The organism is Leucogemmata humicola (assembly GCF_055379415.1).
This window is the reverse complement of record NZ_AP040875.1, coordinates 2778394-2799607: the sequence shown is the minus strand read 5'-3', so window position 1 is coordinate 2799607 and position 21214 is coordinate 2778394. Positions and strand designations below refer to the sequence as shown.

The window sequence follows — 21214 nt, the reverse complement described above, 5'->3', positions numbered from 1 at the left end:
ACCCGTGACCTGAAGATCAGCTCCAACTCAAATCGATCTTTGACAGCGGCAACGACCGTACACGTTTTCCAGTCGCGGCGAAGATCGCGCCGCAGAGCGCCGGAACAACGGGCGGCAGCGCTGGTTCACCTAGGCCGGTGACGGCGGAGTCGCTCTTGAGGAAATGGACTTCGATCGGCGCAGCCTGTCGGAGGCGGAGCAATGAGAAATTGTTGAAGTTGCTCTGCTTCGTGCGGCCGTTCTCGAACGTGATCTCCTGATCGAGCGCTTCGGCGATTCCGTCGAGCACCGCGCCTTGCACCTGGTTTTCGGCGTTGCTCGGATTGATGATCTGGCTGCCGATGTCACCGGCCACCCAGACTTTGTCGACCTTCACGTCGCCGGCCTTGCTGACCGTGGCTTGCACCACCTCGGCGAAATAGCCGCGATGACTGAAGTGGAAAGCGACACCCATGCCCGTTCCTTTGGGCAGCTTCGTCTTTCCCCACCCCGACTTCTCAGCCACGAGTTCCAAGACTCCACGCATACGCTTGCCGTCGAACCCGGGCTGCTGTGGTCCGCCGCGTCCCGCAGGCGCACCAGCGGCGGTCGGCGCAGGGGCCGGTGCCGGCTGCTCGTTTGCCAACAGGTCGAGTCGGAACTGCACGGGATCTTTGTTCGCTGCTGCCGCCAACTCGTCGATGAACGACTGCACCACGAAGGCGAAGCCATTGCTGCCCGGTGCGCGCAACGGTCCGGTCGGAGCGCCGAGCGGCATTGCGGATGTGTCGAGCGAATAGTTGGCGATGAAGCGCGCCGGAAATTCGCCGCCACCAGGAGCCGCGCTCGATGCGTTCTCGAACGTGACGACGTGGTCGCGCCACGCGACGAGCTTGCCGCTCGCGTCGACGGCGCCCGTGAAGTTGTGATAACCGGCGCAGCGATACGGCGTATGCTGCATGTCGTCTTCGCGCGTCCAGAGCAGCTTGACCGGCACGCCGGGAACCTGCTTGGCGATCGCCGCCGCTTCGACCATGTAGTCGTTGGCCAAGCGACGACCGAATCCGCCGCCCACGCGCGTCATGTGCAGCGTGATGTCCTCGGCCTTGATGCCGAGCGTGCTTATGACCAATGCACGTCCGCCTGCGGGTTGCTGTGTCGGCGACCAGATCTCGAGCTTGCCGTCCTTGAACAGCGCCGTCGTGTTCTGCGGCTCGAGCGGCGCGTGAGCGATGAACGGATAGAAGTACGATGCCTCGACGACCTTGGCGCCACTCTTCAACGCTTCGTCGACGTCACCGTCTTTGCGCACGTTGCGCTGCGGCGGCTGCTTCGACAGCTCGGCGGCTTTCGTCGCGAAGCCGGCGCTGCTCTGCGTCGCCGTCACGCCTTCGTCCCACGTGACCTTGAGCTTCTTTCGCGCCTGCTGAATGAGCCACCAGTTGTCGCCGATGATGGCAACGCCGGGCATGAGCCCCATCAGGCCGCCCTGGGTGCTGCCCTCGACATGGAACGCGTGCTTGATGCCAGGCTCGCTCTTGATCTCGTCGACGTTCGAGCTGAGGACCTTACCGGCGAACACCGGGCACTTTACGAAACTGGCATAGAGCATTCCCGGCATCGTGACGTCGATGCCGAACATTGGCTTGCCGCGCACGATGTCGCGCACGTCGACGCCGGTGATCCGCGTGCCGATGATCTTGAAATCCTTCGGATCCTTCAGCTTGACAGTTGCCAGATCTGGCGACGGAATCGCGGCTGCCTTGTCGATCAACTGCGCGTACGGAATCGTGCGATTGGACTTGGAGTGCCGGACGACGCCGGCCGCCGTCTCGAGCTCGGACTCCGGAACGTTCCACGTTTGAGCGGCTGCGGTGACGAGGATCGCTCGCGCGGCAGCGCCGACCTGTCGCATCGGAATCCAGTTCGTCGGCGTTGCCGTGCTGCCGCCGGCCCCCTGACTCTGATACTTCGTCGGATCGAACAATCCCTGTTCGATGCGCACGTTCTTCCAATCGACGTCCATCTCCTCGGCGATCAGCATCGGAAGCATCGTCTTCACGCCCTGACCGATCTCAGGATTCTTGGCGATGATCGTGACGAGACCGTCGGGGGTGAGGCGAATGAAGGCGTTCGGCGCGAATTCCGCCGCTGCTCCACCGAGCGACTCAGCGGCAAACGCTTCGGTCGGCTCGAGCAGCTTGACGTATCCAGCGAGCAACACACCGCCGCCGGCGATGGCGGAAACGCGCAGGAATGAGCGGCGATCAACCGGAGTTGAGCTAATCATTGGGCGCCTCCCTCGTCGTCAGATTTGCCTTCGCGCTGTCCCACTGCGGACGGCATCGCTGCGGCACGGTGGATCGCTTGGCGAATTCGCAGGTACGTCGCGCATCGACAGATGTTGCCGTTCATCGCGGCGTCGATATCGGCGTCCGTCGGATTCGGCTTATTCGCCAGAAGCGCCGAGGCGGACATCAACTGGCCCGCCTGGCAGTAGCCGCACTGCGGGACGTCGATCTCTTCCCATGCGCGCTGCAGCGGGTGCGTTCCGTCCGACGAGAGTCCCTCGATCGTCGTGACCTCGGCGCCTGCAACCGTCGACACTCGACGATTGCACGAGCGAGTGGCGGTCCCGTTGATCTGGACCGTGCACGCGCCGCACTGCGCGATGCCGCAGCCGAACTTCGTGCCTTTGAGATCCAGCACGTCGCGCAGAACCCAGAGGAGCGGCATGTCCGCGGGGACATCCACGGTCTGGGACTTCCCATTCACTTTGAACGTGATCGCCATGCTGTCTCCTCGGCTGTCATCCTCCGCGAGCGAAGCGCGCGGAGGATCTATTGTCCTACTCAATGGCCTGCCACTCGCACGTTCCAGCAGATCCCCACTCGCTTCGCTCGCGGGGGATGACTACGCTCACCCAACGGGCGTACGAACCGATGGAACTCGCAACGGTTCTCCAACAACGGCATCGATGGCCTGCGTCGACGACCCGTTTTCGAATACCCCCTCCCATCGCGCCATCACCACTGTCGCGAGGCAATTGCCCACGACATTCAGCGACGTGCGCGCCATATCCATCAGCGCGTCGACACCGAGAATGACAGCTACAGCCTGCAGAGGCAAGCCGAACTGTGCCAGCGCGCCCGAGAGAATGACGAGCGAGGCACGCGGAACGGCAGCAACGCCTTTGCTGGTGAGCATCAGCGTCAGCATCATGACGAGCTGCTTCGAGATCGGCATATCGATTCCCGCCGCCTGCGCGGCGAACACCGACGCGAGAGCGAGATACAGCGTGCTTCCGTCGAGATTGAACGAATACCCCGTGGGAAGCACGAACGACACGATCCGGCGAGGAACGCCGAGCTGTTCCATTCGCTCCATCGCGAGCGGGAATGCCGCTTCGGATGAGGCCGTTGTGAACGCGATGAGCCAAGGCTCTCGAACCGCCCGCACGAACCGCTTGAGCGGGACACGGAAGAGCAACGCTACTGGAAGCAGCACGAAGAGCACGAACACGATCAACGCGCCGTACAACGTGCCCACGAGTATCCCGAGATTCTTGAGAATCCCGAGACCGCCCTTCGATACCGTAACCGCGATCGCCGCGCCGATACCAATCGGCGCATACGACATCACGATGTTCACGAATTTGAACATCACCTCGGACAGACTCTCGCACGCGCTGAGCATGAACGTCTTGCTCGGCCCCTGCACCTTCGACAACGCCACCGCGAAGATGATCGCGAAGAACACGATCTGCAGCACTTCGTTCTTGGCGGCCGCATCGAAGAAGCTCGTCGGTACGGTGTGTTCAATGACGCCCGTGAGCGACGTATGCGTCGCCGCGAACTCGGTGCCTTCCTTCGTCGACGCCGCACCAAGGTCCACGCCGCGGCCCGGCTTCACGAAGTTGACGGCAATCAATCCAACCGCCAACGCCAGCGTCGTGACGATCTCGAAGTAGATGATCGAGCGGAACGCGAGGCGTCCGACCTTCTTCATGTCGTCGCCATGCCCGGCGATTCCAACCACGAGCGTCGCGAACAACAGCGGCACGATCAACGACTTGATCATCCGGAGGAACACGGATGACAGCACGTTCAGATCTGTCGCAGCCCAACCGCCATGGTCGGAGCGCGCGGCTTCGGGGAACGCCCAGCCGACCGCGATTCCAACGACCATCGAGATGACGATCCACTGCGACAGCGTAATGCGACGAAAAAACGACTTTGGCGGCGTTGGGGCCGCTGCACTTCCGAGGGTGGGATCCACGGAGGGTGTGGAAGGGCGATTCTGCATCAGAATACTCTAAGGGGAAGACTCAACCACCACGGGACCTGTCCCGCGGCGCAGCGTCGAGTTGCGATACCCGTACAGGAAATACAACACCAGTCCGATCACGAGCCACCAGCCAAAGCGGACCCATGCGAGGCCTGGCAGACCCCTCATGACGAATACGCAGAGCGCTGCACCAAGAACGCCAACGACGTGCACGAATGGGACGCGGAAGGGCCGCGGACGTTCAGGATCAGTGTACCGAAGCACGATCACGCCGATGCATACCAGCGCGAACGCGAACAGGGTCCCGATGTTCGTCAGATCGTACGTCTCGCCTGCGTCGCCGATCAACGACCAGACGGCGACGACCACGCCGGTAAAGAGCGTCGTCGCATACGGAACGTGCGACTTTCCGCTCACGCGCGCCGCCCATCTCGGAAGCAGGCCGTCGCGCGCCATGGCGTAGAAGATTCTCGGCTGGCCGTACTGGAAGACCAACAGCACCGCCGCCATCGAAAACACCGCGCCCAGTGCAACGATCTTGGCGATGCCCGTCATGCCGGTCGCCTTGAGCGCGTATGCAAGCGGATCAGCAGCCTTTCCGAGGTCCTGCGACGGAACCATCCCGGTCAGTACCGCGCCGATGATGATGTAGATGACGGTACAAATGGCCAATCCGCCAAGGATACCAATCGGCAGATTCCGCTGCGGATTCTTCGTCTCCTCGGCCGCCGTAGAAATGGCATCGAAGCCGATGTACGCGAAGAAGACGATTGCCGCGCCTTGGTGCACACCCTTGAAGCCGTTCGGCGCAAAGGGGTGATAGTTCGCGGTGTTGATGTGCGTCAGGCCAACGACGATGAACAGTGCGAGGACGATCAGCTTCACCGCGACCATGATGTTGTTCGCGCGGGCGCTCTCGCGAACACCGCGGAGCAGCAACCACGTGATGAACATGACGATCGCAAACGCCGGCACGTTGATCAGAATCGGAATTCCGGCAATGTGCGGCGCGGAGTCGAGCATTCCGTGGATCTTGGGATCGGAGCTCAGCAACGCGGTCCGATACCCTGTTGTAAGCCAGTCGGGTATCGCGATCCAATCTCCGACGAGCGACTTGAAGTAGTCACCCCACGAGATCGCGACCGCGACGTTGCCAACGGCATACTCGAGGATCAGATCCCAGCCGATGATCCAGGCGACGAATTCGCCAAGCGTGGCATACGTGTACGCATACGCGCTGCCTGCTTGGGGAATCATCGACGCCAGTTCGGCGTAGCAGAGGCCCGCCAGCGCGCACGCGCCGCCGAGCAACAGAAACGAGAGGACGAGGGCCGGTCCGGCGCCGACACGAATCACTTCCCCGTTTGGTCCGATCTGCCCGGCCGCGGCCGATCCGATCGAACCGAAAATTCCGGCGCCGATGACAGCGCCGATCGCCAACATGATCAGGTCGCCGGCGCCGAGTGCCCGCTTCAACGATCCGGTTTCCGTATCGGAAACCAGATCACTGATGGGCTTACGCGAAAACAGAGATGGCATTGAGCCGTTGCTGAAGATGCGTTGATGAAAAACGCGACGCCGACCGCCCGGTTCCGCGATGGTCGGCGATGTGAGAACGGCGGGGCAAGAGCCCCGCCGTTCTCGCAGTCATGAACTCACGCCGTGCGCTGCTTGGATTCGATGCGCATGCCGTAGAACGAGCGGTACACGAAGAACGCCGAGATGACGAAGAACACGGCGGCCAATGCGTGGCTCAGGCCAGAACCATTCTGCTCCGTGAGCGAAACCGCGAGCTCGACAGCGAGGAGTCCGAACAGCGTCGTGAACTTGATGATCGGATTGAGTGCGACCGACGACGTGTCCTTGAATGGATCGCCGACCGTATCGCCGACAACCGTGGCGGCATGGAGCGGCGTGCCTTTCTGCTTCAATTCCACTTCGACGATCTTCTTCGCGTTGTCCCAGGCGCCGCCGGCGTTGGCCATGAAGATTGCCTGGTACAAACCGAACAGTGCGATCGAGATCAGGTAGCCGATGAAGAAGAACGGCTCGACGAACGCGAACGCCAGCGTGGCAAAGAACACCGTGAGGAAGATGTTGAACATGCCCGCTTGCGCGTACCGCGTGCAGATCTCAACGACCTTCTTGCTGTCCTCGACCGACGCGGCCGCGGTGCTGTTGAGATCCATGTTCGCCTTGATGAACTCCACAGCGCGATACGCACCGGTCGTCACGGCCTGCATCGATGCGCCGGTGAACCAGTAGATGATCGAGCCGCCCGTGATCAATCCGAGCAGGAACGGCGGATGCAGCAGCGACAGCTTGTCGATGTTCTGCGTCAGACCGCTCGTCAGGCCAACGATGATCGAGAAGATCATGGTCGTGGCGCCGACGACTGCCGTTCCGATGAGCACCGGTTTGGCGGTCGCCTTGAACGTATTGCCCGCGCCGTCGTTCTCCTCGAGGAAGTGCTTGGCCTTGTCGAAGTTCACCGCGAAACCGTGGTCGCGCTGAATCTCGGCCGGAGCACTCGGCATCTGCTCGATCGTCGAGAGCTCGAACACCGACTGCGCGTTGTCCGTTACCGGACCATACGAGTCGACGGCGATCGTCACCGGGCCCATGCCCAGGAAGCCGAACGCTACAAGACCGAACGCGAACACCGCCGGAGCAACCATGAGCGTGCCGAGGCCGGTGTTGCTGATCAGGTAGGCCACCGACATGAGGAGCATGATCGTGATGCCCAGCCAGTACGCGCTGAAATTACCTGCTACCAAGCCCGAGAGAATGTTGAGCGACGGGCCACCTTCGCGCGACGACGTGACGACTTCCTTCACGTGGCGCGATTCCGTCGACGTAAACACCTTCACGAGCTCTGGAATGATCGCGCCTGCGAGCGTGCCGCAGGTGATGACGCTCGAGAGCTTCCACCACAGCGTGCCGTCGCCGAGATCGGGGATCATCAGGTAGGACACGATGTACGTCAGCACCACTGAGAGGATCGACGTCAGCCACACGAGGAACGTGAGCGGCGCTTCGAAGTTCATGCGGTCGGCGTTGGCATAGCGGCCCTTCGCGATCGCGTGATTGATCAGGTACGACACACCGCTCGCCACGACCATCATGATGCGCATGACGAAGATCCAGACGAGGAGCTGGACCTGCACCTTCGGTTCGTGCACTGCGAGGACGATGAACGAGATGAGCGCGACGCCCGTCACGCCGTAGGTCTCGAAGCCGTCGGCGCTCGGACCAACCGAGTCACCGGCGTTGTCGCCCGTGCAGTCGGCGATGACACCAGGATTGCGCGCGTCGTCTTCTTTCACGTTGAAGACGATCTTCATCAAGTCAGCGCCGATGTCGGCAATCTTCGTGAAAATGCCGCCGGCAATTCGAAGCGCGGCGGCACCGAGCGATTCACCGATGGCGAATCCGATGAAACACGGACCCGCGTAATCACCCGGAACGAACAACAGAATTCCGAGCATGATCACCAACTCGACCGAGATGAGCAGCATGCCGATGCTCATACCCGCCGACAGCGGAATTTCGTAGCAGGGATACGGCTTGCCGCGGAGCGCAGCGAACGCAGTGCGCGAGTTGGCAAAGGTGTTGACGCGGATACCGAACCACGCCACGCCGTAGCTGCCGGCAATACCGATCAAGCTGAATACGAGGATGATGATTACTCGATCCAGCGAGAAGTGCTGCAGCACGCCGAAGTACAGCGCGATGACGGCACCGATGAAGATCTCGAGAATCAGGATGAACTTGCCCTGCGTCACGAGATACGTCTTACACGTTTCATAAATCAGCTCGGAGATCGCCCGCATCGAGCTGTGCACTGCCATGTTCTTGAGCTGTGTATAAATCGTCAAGCCGAACAGCAACCCGAGGCCGCAGACCACGAGGCCGGCGAGCAACAGAGTCCTGCCCGCGATGCCCATGAAGCTCACGGACGACAAATCGGGGATGACGAGGTTGGCCTCACCACCAGCATGCTGAACGGCCGCAGCCTGGGGCGCCGACGCCGCTACTGCGGCGGCCGCCAACTCGGGTTGTTGCGCACGCAGGGACGAAGCGCGCAACGAGCCGCCGAGCACTACCATGGCGAGCGTTAGGAAGGTTGGAAGCGTACGACGAAACACCTTCTCCATCAGAGTCATCGGTTCAGATCTCCAGGGGGACTAGGGCGAGCCGACGCAACTACAACGACCGTCCGACCGCCATTCGGCGAGCGCGACGCATCCCGATGTCACAAAATTCAAAACCGACGCGACACCAAGACAGCAAAAAAGCCCACGGTGTAAGTCATGGGCCCTGCGGGGGATCGCGCAATTATATGGATGTGACCGACGCGCGTCTAGCCACCAAATCGATCGCGTTCCGTCAGATCGACCGACGGCGGATCAGAAGTCGTAGACGATCTGCGCCTTCATGCGGATGGGCGTCCCGTCCGGCGTTGTGCCCGGTCGGAACTTGAAGCTCTTCAGAACCTCTTCGAGGCGCCTGTTGTAACCGCCATCGCGGGTGCCGGTGAAGGTGAATCCCACCACCTTGCCGGTCTCGTCGACGTCGTACTCAGCCACGAGGTGAAAACCCTTTGCCTTGTCCGGAATCGGAAGCGGCGGAATGAACAGCTCGGTCGGCGTCGGCGGATAATTGGCCTGCGTGCCGCCACCCGTTCCAGGACCGATTCCAGAACCGCGTCCCGTCCCGATTCCCGAGCCCGTACCGCCGCCGGTGCCTGGACCATTGCCGTTCGTTCCATCGCGCCCAGTACCGCCCCCAGTGCCCGGCGTTGACGCCGTGGCTTCAACCTTCGGCGCCTCGACCTTTGCCTCGGCCACCTTGGGCTCCGGCATGGGTTCCGGCGCCTTGACGACCTGCGGCGGCGGAATCACTGGCTGCGGCTTCGGCTGGACCACCGGAGGCGGAACAACAGCGACCGGCTTTGGTGTGGGCGTCGGTGGCGGCGGAGTGACCTGAACGTATTGGACGTGCTCCCGGATGCCACCGGTGCCCTTGTGGCCGCCGCCGCCGCCACCCGCGGGGCCCGGACCTCCTGCCCCCTGCGCGCGCTCGACCACATCCCCAACATGACTCGCGACCGGCATTGCGATAAGGAGAATGATCAGGAGGTGGATGAGCGCGGAAACGGCCCCGGAGACGCGACGATCCTCTCCCTTGACCGGGAGTCCGGTCGCGGGCAAAGACCGCCGGCGACTAGCCGGCGAAGGCGGAACAGGAGCTGGGATACGCTGGGCGGATTCGGGCATTCAGGATTGCCGCTGTCAAACGACGCGACACGACATGGCAAGTTATACGGCACTTGCGGGGAAAAGGGTTCCCTTCCCCCGGCCCAATTTTGACGACCCGGTCCGTGCGCCGGTCAGCGCTCGGGAGTCTCGAGCCGGCGGGCGCTACAAACGAGAACACCCCTCGAGCGCGGTGCGCCCGAGGGGTGTTTCAACGATCCAGAACGTCGTGCTACTTCTTGGCCGGAGCCGCGGCACCGCCGGGTGTGTCCTTCGGCGGAATGCCGATGACCTTCACGCCAGCACCTCGGGACACGTCCATCGCGAAGATCACGTCGGCGTACTTCACGTCGGGTGAGCCCTTCACGAAGATGATCTTTTCCGGACGTGGATCGAAGATCTCCTTCAACCGCGCCGCGAGATGATCGCGGGTCTGTGCTTCGCTGTTGATGAAGAACTGTCCGCCTGCCTTCACTTCGAGCACGATCTGATTCGAATTCGCGTTGGCCGGAGCCACCGACGGATTCGGATCGGGGAGCTGAATGTCGATCGATTTCCGCATGGACGGCAGCACCGCCATGAAGATGATCAGGAGCACCAAGAGCACGTCGATCATCGGCGTGACGTTGATGTCGTTCGACAAGCTCGCGCCGCTACCGCCACCTGACATCGCCATTATTTAGCTCCTCCCGGTGGGGCAGCCGGTGCTCCCACTGGAACGGTCGACTTGGTGTCGCCCGCAACCGTGGAGATCGTACCCGGCTTCTGATCGCTGATCATGCCGACCACCGTCACGCCATTGTGCATGGCGATATCCATGGCATCGAGAACCTTGCTGTAGTCCAGGTTCTTGTCCGCCTTGAAATACATGACGTAGTCGTCGCGCGGCTGATCCTTGTAGATGTGCCGAAGTGCAGCGGCAACATCTTCAGACTTGATCGGCTTTTTGTTCAGGTAGTAATTGCCATCCTTGTCGATACCCAAGACCTGGTCGGTCTTATCGTCTTCCGGATGGTCCTTGATGTTCTGCGCTTGCGGCGGATCCGCGTTGAATCCCGCCAACAGTGCCGGTGCGACCACCATGAAGATGATCAGGAGCACCAGCATGACGTCGACCATCGGCGTCACGTTCGGCGTGGATGCAACACCACCACCACTACTTGCTGCCATTGCCATTGGCCTACCTCCTCAACGGATGGGCGAGTGGACGGTCGATCAGGTGTTGATCGGGCCGGCGCCGCCAGCCGTGTTGAACTCACGCGTGAAGCGCGAGCGACCGAACTCGCCGGAAACGCCCTTGATGAGATAGTCGATCATTTCCTTCGAGACGTACGTCATTTCGGCCGTCAGGTTGTCGATCTTGGTCGTGAAGTAGTTGTACGCCCACACGGCCGGGATGGCGACGAGAAGACCGAACGCCGTCGTGATGAGTGCTTCAGCGATACCACCGCCGATCGCGGCAAGACCGCCGGATCCGGACGCGGCCATACCCGTGAAGGAGTTCACGACGCCCATCGTGGTGCCGAGCAGTCCGACGAACGGCGCCGTTGCACCGACCGTCGCGAGCACGGCCATACCGCGCTTCAGGTTCGTGATCTCGAGGAGCATGTTGCGCTCGACCGCACGTTCCGCCGAGTTGATGTCCGACACCGTGACCGAACCATCGGCGATCAACGGCTTCACTTCGCCAAGTGCGCCACCGAGCACGAGCGCGACGTGCGACTTCTTGTAGCTCTCCGCGAGGCGGATCGCTTCCGTGAGGTTGTCCTCTTCGAGGAACTGCGAGAACTCAGGCGCGAACTTGATCGTTTCCTTCTGCGCCTTACGCAGATTCCACCACTTCGACACCGTGATGGTCAGCGAGTAAATGGACATGATCGCCATCGTAATAACGATGCCCTTGGCGAACGCGCCCATCGAGTGCCACATGCCAAGCAGTGAGAGATCCATATCGACTTATTCTCCGGCGTGATCCGAGTACTACTCGGACTTGGTGAGTGAGAACTGGAAAGGCATCTGAACGAGCTGTTTCACTTTCTTGCCGCCGACTTCAGCAGGGTAGAACTTCATGTTCGGCAAGGACGCCTTCACGGCGTTCGTGAACAGATCGTGCGTCGACTTGAGAACCTTGAAGGTGGACATCTCGGCCCGGCCCGTCGTGTCGACGGTGAACTGGGCGAGCACTTCTCCTTCGACGTTCGCCGACCGCAACATGTCGGGGTACCGCGGTGCCGAATTACCCGGGAACGGCGAGACCTGCTTCTCGACCTGGAAGTCGAAGAACGTCTCGTTGCTGTTCGCCGGTGTCGGCGTACCGCCGACGACGCCCTTGGCAATACCGCCAGCGACGCCTTTGCCCGAGAAGTCCTCCTCATTCGTGACCTTCTTGGAAAGGTCAATGTCGGGAAGCACGTCTGGGATCTTGATGGGAGCGGTCAGCACCTGGAAGCCTTTCGGCGGCGGTGCCTTCATGACCACTTCCGGCGGGGGTGGCTTGGGCTCTTCCTTGGGCGGAGGCGGCTCGTCCTTCTTGACCTGAACGAATTCCACTTTCTCTGCCTTCGGCTTGCTGAGCTCCTGGCTGGCGTGAAGCGTTCCGATCACTGCAGCAGAGATCAGAATCGCGTGTACACCAGCACTCAGGAGGGCCCCACCCGCACGTTTCTGCTTTGCAGCTTTGGACTCGATAAGGTTGTCGAACATGTCTCGGTGGCCTGATCGGGTGCAGGAAAAGAACGCGCGAACTATCAGGAGGGGAAGCTATTCCCGGGCGGGGTGGGCGGAATGCCCTGAAGATTAAGAGTCGATGAAGGCGAAGTGACAACTTCGAAACTCATCCCCCAGCGACATCCGGAACTTTTGTCCCATCGGCAAAAGGCTCACTCGCTTCGGACGTCGCCGGGACCGTCGGAAGGGCCACGGTGAACAGGCTGCCGCGCCCCAGTCGCGATTGGACGGTGATCGTACCCCCGTGAGCCTGAACGATCCACTGCGAGATCGCCAATCCCAATCCGAAACCGCCACGCTCCGATGCGCGCGACCGAACCCGGTCCGCGCGCCAGAAACGATCGAAGACGTGCGGCAGGTCCGCGGCCGAAATACCAATGCCCGTATCGCGCACCGTAATCGCGATTTCGTCGCTCGATCGGCGCGTCACCGCCACTTCCACGCGACCGCCGGCCGATGTGTACTTGATCGCGTTCGTCACGAGGTTCAGCAACAGCTGTCGCAACCGTGTGCGATCCCCCATCACGATCCCGCTCTCCAACGTCGTCAGCGCGAGCTTGAGTCCCGCATCCTCGCCGAGGATGACAGCCGTCTCATAGACCTCGCGCACGAGCGGCTCGAGCTCGATCGGGGTGCGATAGAGATCGAAGCGACCCTCGTCGGCGCGTGCAAGCGTCAAGAGACTGTCGACGAGATCCGACATGCGCGCCGTTTCCTGCAACGCTTCCTCGAGCGCGACCATCTTGTCGGAACGATTCGTTCCCGGATGCATCGCGCGCTCCACATCCGCGCGCAGCACGGTGAGCGGCGTCTTGAGTTCGTGGCTCGCGTCGGCGGTGAATCGCCGCAGCGCCGCGAACGATGTCTCGAGGCGCGTGAGCATCGCGTTCAGCGTCAGTCCGAGACGAACCAGTTCGTCGCTACTCGTCGGATCCGTCGGCAGACGCCGATGCAGACTGCGTCCGTCGGTGATCGCCTCGACTTCGTTGATCAATTGATCGACGGGACGAAACACGCTGGCGAGAACCGCATACGCAGCGACGATCGACAGCAGAAAAATCACCGGGGCGAGGACGATGATCGACCCGGTGACCGCGGTCGGAAGTAGATCGGCGTACTGAATCGGCGCGCCAACCACCACCCGCGAGATATTCGGCACCTGGATCGCCGCCGTCGGAACGGTGTCGGCCATCATGAATAGGTGCAGCGAGTCGCCGCGCAAACTCAAACGCGTGATCTCCGTCCGACGCGCGAGTTTCGCCGCCACGCGGTTGACCTCGTCCTGGTCGTCGGCCGACAGATCGCGCATCCGCTGCGACGCGTATAGAAGCTGGTTCTGGTTGTTGAAGACCAGGAAATAGCCCTGCAGGCGATCGAGGACTTTCACCAGCGTGCGACTCGGATGCGCCACCGGCGTTCCGCTGGCCGTGTCGATCACGGTGAGCGTCAGCGGCTGGCTATCCGGCTGCAGCAGAAACTGGCGCTGCAGATCGCGGATCGTGGTCACCAGCGTGTCGGTCATCGGCTGCACGCCGGCGCCAACGGTGTTCGCGCTGCTGTCGCGCATCGCCGACACCGCGACACCGAACACGACAAAGGTGGCCAGCAGGAGCGCGGCGTACGCCACGGTGAGCCGGCCACGCGTCGACATTTAACTTCGCTTTTCCCTTGATGCCGGCTCGCGCTTCTTCGCGTCGGTTGCTTCGTCCTTGATCATGTATCCGACGCCGCGCACGGTCGTGATCAGGCGATTGGTGTGCTTCGAATCCACCTTCTTACGCAGGTGGTTGATCACCACGTCCACGATGTTCGTGCCCGGATCGAAGTGATATCCCCACGCATACTCGGTGATCAGCGTCCTGCTCATCACGCGCCCCGCGTGGCGCATGAGATACTCGAGGACGGTGTACTCCTTCGGGGTGAGATCAATGAGATCGCCGTTGCGCCGCACTTCGCGCGTGGCTTGATCGAGGACGAGATCGCCGACGACCAGCGTAGGCGACGCGAGCGCCCGCGGACGTCGTGCAAGCGCCTCGACGCGAGCGAGCAGTTCCTCGAACGCAAACGGCTTCGTCACGTAGTCGTCGGCACCAGCGCGAAGCGCCGTGACTTTCGCGTCGACCGCATCCTGTGCCGTGAGCACCAACACCGGTCGTTCGAAGCCGCGCGCACGAAGGACATGCAGCAGTTCGAGCCCGGACTTGCCCGGCAACCGCATGTCGAGGACGATGAGATCGTACGCCTCCGACGACGCTCGGCGCTCCCCTTCCTCGCCGTCGGCAACTAGATCGACCGACCAGCGCTGCTCTTCTAACCCACGCTTGACGTACTGGCCAACGGTGGGATCGTCCTCGATCACGAGAATGCGCATACGCTACAACCTATTTCACGGAGGCGCGCTCGGGCAGTCGCGTTCGGTTAGGGTTCGATGACGAACCCAAGTCAGTCCGCCGCGGCTGTCACCGGATCCTGCTGACCGCGCGGACGCCTGAACCCGTATTCGCGAATCTTGCGATATAGGGTCTTCGACGAAATACCGAGGATTCTCGCGGCGTGACCCTGATGCCAGTTCGTCTGCGACAGGACAGCGTCGATGTGCTGTCGCTCCAACTCGGCGAGCGTCGTTGCCGAGCCAACCGCGGGACGGCTGGCCGACGGCGCAGTGACGAGCGGCAGGTCCTGCGCGCGAATCTCGCGCTCGCCGTTGCGCGACAACAGCACGAGTCGCTCAATGACGTTCCGCAGCTCGCGGATGTTGCCCGGCCACGGATACGCCTGCATGAGCGCGAGCGCATCCGGAGTGAGCACCGGCGCCGACGCGCCGGCGAGGTGCGTGAGGAAGTGCTGCGCGAGAAGCGGAATGTCCACCACACGCTCACGGAGCGGTGGCAGAGATACCGTCACGACGTTCAGCCGATACAAGAGGTCGTCACGGAAACGTCCTTCTTCCACGGCGACTTCGAGATCGCGATTGCTCGAGGCGACCAGCCGAACCGCGATGTCGACCTTCTGCGTTCCGCCAACGCGGAAGAAGCTCCCGTGCTCGAGCGCGCGGGCGAGCTTGGACTGCAGCTTCGAGCTCAGCACGCCAACTTCGTCGATGAACAGCGTGCCGTTCGACGCGAGCTCGATGAGTCCCGCCTTTCGCGCAATCGCTCCAGTGAATGCACCGCGTTCATGGCCGAAGAGTTCCACGTCCAGCATCGATTCGGCAAAGACAGTGCTGTCCGCCTCGACCATTGGACCGAGTCGGCCAGACAATCGATGAATCGCGCGCGCGAGCAGCGTCTTGCCCGTACCCGACTCGCCGGTGATGAGTACTGGTGAATCGGTCGTCGCCACGCGCTCGAGCAATGCGAGCACCGCGTGCATCGGCGCGTACTGGGTAATCACTTCCGGCGTGGCGTCCACGCGCGACAGTCGTGCTTGGAGATACCGGTTCTCGCGCGCCAGCTGATGTTTCTCCCACGCGCGCCGCACCAGCACGTCGATCTCGGCCATACGATATGGCTTCGACATGTAGTCGTACGCGCCAAGCTTCATCGCGGTGATCGCTGTCTCGACCGTGCCGTTGCCCGTGATGATGATGACCTGCGGTGGATCAGGCTCGGTGCGCAAATGCTTGAGCGTCTCGAGACCGTCCATCTCCGGCATCACGATGTCGACGAGGGCGACGTCGAACGCCTCGTCGCGAACCGCCTGTAGCGCCGCCTTGCCGTCGCCGACGTACACGACATGGTGGCCGCGCCCGCGCAAGAACGCGCACAGGATCTGTCCGAGATTTTCCTCATCCTCGGCCACGAGGATGCGAATGCGTCCGGTTGGTTCGATGTCCGTCATGCGACCGCCGAGGGAAGGAGAATACGGAACACACTGCCCTCACCCACGACGCTGTCGACTTCGATGCGGCCGCCGTGTTCGGTGACGATGGCATAGCAAATCGATAATCCGAGTCCAGTACCGCGGCTCGGCGGCTTGGTCGTGAAGAACGGTTCGAAGATCTTCTTCTGATCGGCCATTCGAATTCCGTGTCCGCGGTCGATGACCTCGGCAATCGTCGTGTTGTCTCGCTCGTCGGCGCGCGTGCGCAGCGTGATGATGCCGCTGTCTTCCATGGCATCGAGCGCGTTGAGGAGCAGCGACATGAAGACCTGAACCATCTGCTCCTCGTTGGCCAACACCGGCTTGATACCCACATCCGGTTCGACGCCAACGACCACGCGCCGAAAGCGAGGATGGTGCTTCACGAGGCGCAGTGTCTTTTCTACGACGACATTCAAGTCGACGTTGACCTTGGCCGTGGACTTCGGTCGGCTGAAGTCGAGCAGACCGTCGATGATGCCCTTGCAGCGATGGACTTCTTGCTGAATGAGCAGCAGTGAATCCTTGAGCTCTGGACCATCAGTCGGAAGGTTCAACGTCCCTTCGGTAATTCCGAGCTCCAGACTCTCCGCACACGCGCCGATCGTCGCCAGCGGATTGTTGATCTCGTGCATCACACCGGCGGCCAGCGTACCGATCGCGGCGAGCTTCTCGGCTTGGGCAAAACGTGCTTCGGCCTGCCGCCACTCCGTGATGTCTTCGCCGATCGTGATGATGTGCGAGACCTCGCGGCCTTCGACGTGCATCGGGATCTTCGTGATTCGATAGGTACGCGGTTCGCCGAACGCCTGCGACTCGATCGGAAACTGTTGCATCACGCCCGTCGCAAACACATCCTCGAACTCACTCCGCAGCAACTCGGCCGGCTGGCGATGCAAGATCTCGAAAATCGTCCGGCCAATCGCCTCTTCGCGCGACACGCCCTGCAACCCGGTTTCGCGTTTGCGATTCCAGGCTTGAATGCGATAGGCGCGATCGATGACGTACAGGCCGACGGGCAGCGAATCGATGATCTTTTCCGTGAATCGACGCTGCTCGTTGATCTCGCGCGTGCGCGCCGCGACCTCGGACTCCAACCGATGCGCGTACTCCGCACCGCGGAGCGCCGGCGCAAGCAGGTCCGCCGCCGTTGAGAGGAAGACCTGATCTTCCGTAGCAAGCGTTCGTCCCGGCCTGGCCGAGACGGCGCCGAGCGTTTGGCGACCCGCAAGCAGTGGCGCGGCGACGACGCCGTCGAGCGCTCCGCCGTCGTCGAGCTTGAGCAATTCCTCGACGGTGGACGCCGCCGTATCATCGTTGGCGGCAGCCCATGCGCGACGAAGTCCGTCGACGCCGCGGAGCCAGAGGCTCGCATGCGCGCCATCGAGTTCGCTCGCGATTGCCGCGAGAATGCCAGGCATGACCGCGCTGACCGAATCGCCGGTCGCGAGGGCCGCGGCAATCTCGGCGATGGCCGTGAGAGCGCGAGGGATCGGCCGAGAGGGCCGATGCTGCGGAGGAGCGGAGAGAGGAGCCTCGGACACGACGTCTGGCCGGGAGTAGGGCGAGGGGACAAGATGACCGAATTCCCCTGTAAGACGCGCCGGAAACCGGTTCGCAACGCCCTACCCTCCCGGCCTTTGCCGGCCCTACATCCGGTCGATCGCCGCCAATAGCTCCGAGTCCAAACGACGGTTGCTCGGGTTGTCTTCGACGTGTTCCCAGCGGATCACGCCGTCGGGCCCGATGAGGAAGTACGCGCGCTTCGAGTAAAACCGATCCTCGAGCATCACTCCATAGAGGCGCGACACGTCCCGACGAAAGTCGCTCAGCATGTCGACCTTCATGTTGTACTTTGCCTTGTACTCCTTGAGCGAGTACGTATGGTCGACGCTGATCGGGAGCACCGTCAGACCGCGGTTGGCGAAGAGATCGTGGTCATCGCGCATCTCGCAGAGTTGTTCGGTGCACGTGCCTGAGAAGGCCAGCGGAAAGAAGGCGAGCAGCACCGGTTTGCCGCGCAGTGACGAAAGCGTCAGCTTTTCGCCGGATGTGGAGGGGAGCGTGAAATCCGGCGCGACTTGGCCAACGGCCGGCACGGCGTGAGATTCGATCGCAGTCATTGGAAACAGAGCCTCGTGACCCAAGAAGGATGACGAAACTTATACCCCTCCTTTCGTATCGCCGATTCGCGATCGTCGTCTGCGCCGTCGTGGCGGTTGGCTGCGGCGGTGGCGGCGGCAGCAGTACGGCGGTGACACCACCGACGCCGGCATCGAATCCGCAGCCGCTCGCTGGCGATGTCGAGCGCACGTCGTTCAACCCGTCGCTCGATATTCATCTCGACAAGATGACGCGGCGCGCGTCCGGGCTGTACGTCCAGGATTTGGTGACGGGGACCGGCGCAGTTGCGGCCCGCGAGCGCACCGTCGTAGTTCGCTACACGGGATGGCTGCCCAACGGCAAGGAGTTCGACTCCGGCGAGATCAGCGTGATCATCGGGGCGAACAAGACGATCCGCGCGTGGGAGGAAGGCCTGCTGGGGATGCGCGTTGGCGGTCGTCGGCGGTTGGTGTCTCCCCCGTCGCTCGCCTATGGAGCGCGAGGGGCGGGAGAGATTCCAGCAAATGCGGTACTCGTATTCGAGATGGAGCTACGGTCGGTCTTCTAGACCGCGCGAGCTACCACCACTGGCCAAAGGGTGGAAACGCCTGCTCGCGATAGTTCAGCCGAAGCGGATCGAGACTCGACTGCAACTGCCGGTGAACCTGAAAACTCGTGTTGCCGCTCAGGGCCGCCTGATACGCGCGGCTCTGACTCATCGCCTCTCCATTCCTCCAGGCACGTTGTGGAATCGAGGCGCACGCACCTAGCGCCGCAAGGCAGCCGAGCGCGAGCACCATCCGAGCGATCGATTTGATCGCGGGCCTTTCAGTCGTACGCGTTCGCATCTGTACTCCTGTGCAAAGGATGTCGCGGGGATTGAGGGATTCGATCAAGGGACACGCGACGTGCCGTGCGCCCTCACGAAAGCGCCGCCGTGCGACTCATGCGGATCATTAACCGCCAGAATGAGAGTTTTTCTCCGGCGGCCTCTTGAGGGGCGCGCGATCGGCGGGCCATCTTATCGCCTTCCGTCGACCGGAGCAGCCTCGGTGTTGAGACTTGCTGGCGCGCTGTACCTCCTCCTGAGCGGCGCCATGGTATTGGTCGCCTTCGTGACGTATCAGCGTCGGAGGCAGGCGTTCAACGCGGACGATCTCATCAAATGGCTCGGGATCCCAGGACTTCTCGTATGGGGATTCGTCGGCCTGGCGCTCGTGGCAAAGCTGCTGGTGATCCCCTTCACCGCCGCACTCCATCTCTGGGAGTGGCTCACGGACCGACTCGGCTCGACGAGCGTCGCGATCATTCTCGTCGCGATCGCGGCAATTGCCGGGGTCTATGTCGTCGATCAGCGTCGACGCGCGCCGCCGGCGCCTGACATCTGACCTGACGCGCCAGCAGCTATTCCTCGGACATTCGAATTCTCACATCGCCCTTTCGCACGGCGTACTCCTTTCCGCAGCCCGCGTGGACGCATTGGAGTCGCTGACCGGCGAACTTTTCAGTGATCTCCACAGCGGTCAGCTCGGATGGTTCGTCGAGAAGCGAGATTCCGCCTCCGCAGAAGGGGCATGCTGTCGAGGCCGTGACGATTCTCATTGGCGCCGTGGCAAGGTGGGGTCTCCGAAGGATGTTCGGCGTGCACCTGGTGAAGCGAGGCGTGGACGGTAACGGTTCGGTGACGCTCTCTTGCAGGCTGCGTACCTCGCAAACCTAGTCCGCATCCCGACGGTGCTGGCGCTCCCACGATGCGATCATGGCGTTCGCCACCGCACGGGGCGACATGTCGACGAAGGCGCGCGGCGACACATGCCAGCTCGTAATCGTGGCCGGCGGCGCGACGAGGAGCCGAATCTCACGCCGTTCGAGCGAGTGCTCCAGAACCGCATCGACGTCGCGCTGACGATCGCCGATCCGCGTCGTGAGTGCGGCGACGAGCTCGGTCCAATGCCACTCGAATGCGCGGTCGACGTTGTCGTCGGTGTCGAGTCCCATGCCACACGTACGCATTCCCCGTCGGAACCGTTCCCGCGTGTTGAGCCCGAACATTAAAGCGCTCTAATCTTTGAGGATTCGCTGCTGCGTCGTGGCATTAAGCGACGACGGGCCTCGCAGTTTGCGAGAGTGGCGAGCATGGGAATCGGCAGGCCCACCCGCTTGCAGTGTTTAGAGAACTGGAATGATGGACTCCCGCCCTGCTCCGGCGGGTAGTCGTATGCCAGTTCACGTCGACCCTCTCGCTGCGAACGCAAAAGGGCCGACCGCTTAGATGACGGTCGACCCTTGTGCTTGCTGTCTGCCTTCGCGCATGGAGCGTATCGGGATCGAACCGATGACCTCCTGGTTGCAAACCAGGCGCTCTCCCAGCTGAGCTAACGCCCCAACTCTTCCCACACCAACGAGATTCAAATCTACCTACGCGCGATTCCGCGTGGAACGGGGTATGAATACTCCGATGCAAGGCGAGAACAACGGGAGGCTATCGTGACCACAACGGAAGCAGGCACGGCGACGCAGCACCTGACCATTCGCTGCCAATTCTGCGATACCTGGAACCGCGTCGACGCCGCCCGTGCCGCCGACCGCCCCAAGTGCGGCAAGTGCGCAAAACCAATGCTGCTCGATCGCCCGGTCGCGCTCAACGACGAAACGTTCGCGCGCACGATCGCTGAAACCGACGTCCCCGTACTCGTCGATTTCTACGCCGACTGGTGCGGCCCGTGTAAGATGATGGCGCCGTCGATCGACGAACTCGCTCGCGAAAAGCAGGGCGTCGCGCTCATCGCAAAACTCGACACCGACCGCGCGCAGCACACGGCCTCCGGCTTTGCGATTCGCGGAATTCCAACGACGATCGTCTTCCACCACGGCAAGGAAATGGCGCGCCAGTCCGGCGCCGTCCCCAAGAAGGTGCTCGAGGAATTGCTCGCGAAGGCGTGAGCGACTTCGGCGTGAGTGGCGATGGCAAACGAAAAAGGGGCCGGCGAATGCCGGCC

General features: G+C 62.2%; 20 protein-coding genes and 1 tRNA gene. 3 read left to right on the top strand and 18 right to left on the bottom strand.

The window, feature by feature from the left end; genetic code table 11:
* Positions 1-16 precede the first annotated feature (16 nt).
* From AC6H4Z_RS11545 to AC6H4Z_RS11475, 15 genes are all read right to left on the bottom strand, one after another.
* A complete protein-coding gene (locus tag AC6H4Z_RS11545; protein WP_497546902.1) occupies positions 17-2269 on the bottom strand; it encodes a xanthine dehydrogenase family protein molybdopterin-binding subunit in 2253 nt (750 codons plus the stop codon).
* Entirely contained in the window at positions 2266-2772 is a 507-nt protein-coding gene (locus AC6H4Z_RS11540; RefSeq protein WP_497546901.1) for a (2Fe-2S)-binding protein, read from the bottom strand. Before AC6H4Z_RS11540 ends, AC6H4Z_RS11545 begins: the two co-directional genes overlap by 4 nt.
* Positions 2773-2898: 126 nt before the next feature.
* Positions 2899-4284, bottom strand: coding sequence for a dicarboxylate/amino acid:cation symporter (locus AC6H4Z_RS11535; RefSeq protein ID WP_497546900.1), 1386 nt, complete (start codon positions 4282-4284; stop codon positions 2899-2901).
* Positions 4285-4293: 9 nt separating this feature from the next.
* A complete protein-coding gene (locus tag AC6H4Z_RS11530) occupies positions 4294-5805 on the bottom strand; it encodes an APC family permease (RefSeq protein ID WP_497546899.1) in 1512 nt (503 codons plus the stop codon).
* A 116-nt stretch (positions 5806-5921) separates the two neighbouring features.
* Positions 5922-8375, bottom strand: coding sequence for a sodium-translocating pyrophosphatase (locus AC6H4Z_RS11525; protein WP_497547034.1), 2454 nt, complete (start codon positions 8373-8375; stop codon positions 5922-5924).
* A 300-nt stretch (positions 8376-8675) separates the two neighbouring features.
* The gene (locus tag AC6H4Z_RS11520; RefSeq protein WP_497546898.1) at positions 8676-9383 is read right to left on the bottom strand and encodes a hypothetical protein; all 708 of its coding nucleotides are present in this window, start codon (positions 9381-9383) and stop codon (positions 8676-8678) included.
* A 373-nt stretch (positions 9384-9756) separates the two neighbouring features.
* The gene (locus AC6H4Z_RS11515; RefSeq protein ID WP_497546897.1) at positions 9757-10200 is read right to left on the bottom strand and encodes an ExbD/TolR family protein; all 444 of its coding nucleotides are present in this window, start codon (positions 10198-10200) and stop codon (positions 9757-9759) included.
* A complete protein-coding gene (locus tag AC6H4Z_RS11510; protein WP_497546896.1) occupies positions 10200-10700 on the bottom strand; it encodes an ExbD/TolR family protein in 501 nt (166 codons plus the stop codon). Before AC6H4Z_RS11510 ends, AC6H4Z_RS11515 begins: the two co-directional genes overlap by 1 nt.
* A 39-nt stretch (positions 10701-10739) precedes the next feature.
* On the bottom strand, positions 10740-11474 hold the full coding sequence (locus AC6H4Z_RS11505; protein ID WP_497546895.1) for a MotA/TolQ/ExbB proton channel family protein: 735 nt from the start codon (positions 11472-11474) through the stop codon (positions 10740-10742).
* Positions 11475-11504: 30 nt separating this feature from the next.
* Positions 11505-12227 (bottom strand): TonB family protein, encoded by a 723-nt coding sequence (locus tag AC6H4Z_RS11500; RefSeq protein WP_497546894.1) that lies wholly within the window; start codon positions 12225-12227, stop codon positions 11505-11507.
* Positions 12228-12357: 130 nt separating this feature from the next.
* Positions 12358-13902 (bottom strand): sensor histidine kinase, encoded by a 1545-nt coding sequence (locus AC6H4Z_RS11495; RefSeq protein WP_497546893.1) that lies wholly within the window; start codon positions 13900-13902, stop codon positions 12358-12360.
* Positions 13903-14622, bottom strand: coding sequence for a response regulator transcription factor (locus AC6H4Z_RS11490; RefSeq protein WP_497546892.1), 720 nt, complete (start codon positions 14620-14622; stop codon positions 13903-13905). It abuts the gene before it with no gap.
* A 71-nt stretch (positions 14623-14693) separates the two neighbouring features.
* Complete coding sequence (locus AC6H4Z_RS11485; RefSeq protein WP_497546891.1) at positions 14694-16091, bottom strand: sigma-54-dependent transcriptional regulator; 1398 nt, start codon at positions 16089-16091, stop codon at positions 14694-14696.
* Positions 16088-17656, bottom strand: a complete 1569-nt coding sequence (locus AC6H4Z_RS11480; protein WP_497546890.1) for a two-component system sensor histidine kinase NtrB — start codon at positions 17654-17656, stop codon at positions 16088-16090. The genes AC6H4Z_RS11485 and AC6H4Z_RS11480 overlap by 4 nt, the downstream gene beginning before the upstream one ends.
* Positions 17657-17761: 105 nt before the next feature.
* Complete coding sequence (locus AC6H4Z_RS11475; RefSeq protein WP_497546889.1) at positions 17762-18235, bottom strand: redoxin domain-containing protein; 474 nt, start codon at positions 18233-18235, stop codon at positions 17762-17764.
* Between the two features lie 29 nt (positions 18236-18264).
* Between AC6H4Z_RS11475 and AC6H4Z_RS11470 the strand changes: the two genes are divergently transcribed.
* The gene (locus AC6H4Z_RS11470; protein WP_497546888.1) at positions 18265-18783 is read left to right on the top strand and encodes an FKBP-type peptidyl-prolyl cis-trans isomerase; all 519 of its coding nucleotides are present in this window, start codon (positions 18265-18267) and stop codon (positions 18781-18783) included.
* A gap of 10 nt (positions 18784-18793) precedes the next feature.
* Here AC6H4Z_RS11470 and AC6H4Z_RS11465 read toward each other — a convergent pair whose 3' ends face one another.
* Positions 18794-18934: a hypothetical protein gene (locus AC6H4Z_RS11465; protein WP_497546887.1), complete on the bottom strand. Its 141-nt coding sequence runs from the start codon at positions 18932-18934 to the stop codon at positions 18794-18796.
* Positions 18935-19267: 333 nt separating this feature from the next.
* Here AC6H4Z_RS11465 and AC6H4Z_RS11460 point away from each other — a divergent pair, with 333 nt between their 5' ends.
* Positions 19268-19603: a hypothetical protein gene (locus AC6H4Z_RS11460; RefSeq protein WP_497546886.1), complete on the top strand. Its 336-nt coding sequence runs from the start codon at positions 19268-19270 to the stop codon at positions 19601-19603.
* 328 nt (positions 19604-19931) lie between these two features.
* On the opposite strand, the gene AC6H4Z_RS11455 is transcribed toward AC6H4Z_RS11460, so the two are convergent.
* Both AC6H4Z_RS11455 and AC6H4Z_RS11450 read right to left on the bottom strand, forming a co-directional pair.
* Complete coding sequence (locus tag AC6H4Z_RS11455) at positions 19932-20213, bottom strand: hypothetical protein (protein ID WP_497546885.1); 282 nt, start codon at positions 20211-20213, stop codon at positions 19932-19934.
* A gap of 314 nt (positions 20214-20527) precedes the next feature.
* Positions 20528-20600: transfer RNA gene (locus AC6H4Z_RS11450), tRNA-Ala, on the bottom strand.
* A 102-nt stretch (positions 20601-20702) separates the two neighbouring features.
* Between AC6H4Z_RS11450 and trxA the strand changes: the two genes are divergently transcribed.
* The gene (gene trxA / locus AC6H4Z_RS11445; protein WP_497546884.1) at positions 20703-21158 is read left to right on the top strand and encodes a thioredoxin; all 456 of its coding nucleotides are present in this window, start codon (positions 20703-20705) and stop codon (positions 21156-21158) included.
* Positions 21159-21214 lie beyond the last annotated feature (56 nt).

Bases quoted from the DNA above. Each gene is read 5' to 3' on its own strand.
- AC6H4Z_RS11520 (WP_497546898.1), bottom strand. From the start codon at position 9,383: ATGCCGGTCGCGAGTCATGTTGGGGATGTGGTCGAGCGCGCGCAGGGG.
- AC6H4Z_RS11490 (WP_497546892.1), bottom strand. From the start codon at position 14,622: ATGCGCATTCTCGTGATCGAGGACGATCCCACCGTTGGCCAGTACGTC.
- AC6H4Z_RS11465 (WP_497546887.1), bottom strand. From the start codon at position 18,934: ATGAGTCAGAGCCGCGCGTATCAGGCGGCCCTGAGCGGCAACACGAGT.
- AC6H4Z_RS11540 (WP_497546901.1), bottom strand. From the start codon at position 2,772: ATGGCGATCACGTTCAAAGTGAATGGGAAGTCCCAGACCGTGGATGTC.
- AC6H4Z_RS11500 (WP_497546894.1), bottom strand. From the start codon at position 12,227: ATGTTCGACAACCTTATCGAGTCCAAAGCTGCAAAGCAGAAACGTGCG.
- AC6H4Z_RS11485 (WP_497546891.1), bottom strand. From the start codon at position 16,091: ATGACGGACATCGAACCAACCGGACGCATTCGCATCCTCGTGGCCGAG.
- AC6H4Z_RS11475 (WP_497546889.1), bottom strand. From the start codon at position 18,235: ATGACTGCGATCGAATCTCACGCCGTGCCGGCCGTTGGCCAAGTCGCG.
- AC6H4Z_RS11545 (WP_497546902.1), bottom strand. From the start codon at position 2,269: ATGATTAGCTCAACTCCGGTTGATCGCCGCTCATTCCTGCGCGTTTCC.
- AC6H4Z_RS11535 (WP_497546900.1), bottom strand. From the start codon at position 4,284: ATGCAGAATCGCCCTTCCACACCCTCCGTGGATCCCACCCTCGGAAGT.
- AC6H4Z_RS11455 (WP_497546885.1), bottom strand. From the start codon at position 20,213: ATGGGACTCGACACCGACGACAACGTCGACCGCGCATTCGAGTGGCAT.
- AC6H4Z_RS11525 (WP_497547034.1), bottom strand. From the start codon at position 8,375: ATGGTAGTGCTCGGCGGCTCGTTGCGCGCTTCGTCCCTGCGTGCGCAA.
- AC6H4Z_RS11495 (WP_497546893.1), bottom strand. From the start codon at position 13,902: ATGTCGACGCGTGGCCGGCTCACCGTGGCGTACGCCGCGCTCCTGCTG.
- AC6H4Z_RS11470 (WP_497546888.1), top strand. From the start codon at position 18,265: ATGACGAAACTTATACCCCTCCTTTCGTATCGCCGATTCGCGATCGTC.
- AC6H4Z_RS11510 (WP_497546896.1), bottom strand. From the start codon at position 10,700: ATGGCAATGGCAGCAAGTAGTGGTGGTGGTGTTGCATCCACGCCGAAC.
- AC6H4Z_RS11505 (WP_497546895.1), bottom strand. From the start codon at position 11,474: ATGGATCTCTCACTGCTTGGCATGTGGCACTCGATGGGCGCGTTCGCC.
- AC6H4Z_RS11530 (WP_497546899.1), bottom strand. From the start codon at position 5,805: ATGCCATCTCTGTTTTCGCGTAAGCCCATCAGTGATCTGGTTTCCGAT.
- AC6H4Z_RS11515 (WP_497546897.1), bottom strand. From the start codon at position 10,200: ATGGCGATGTCAGGTGGCGGTAGCGGCGCGAGCTTGTCGAACGACATC.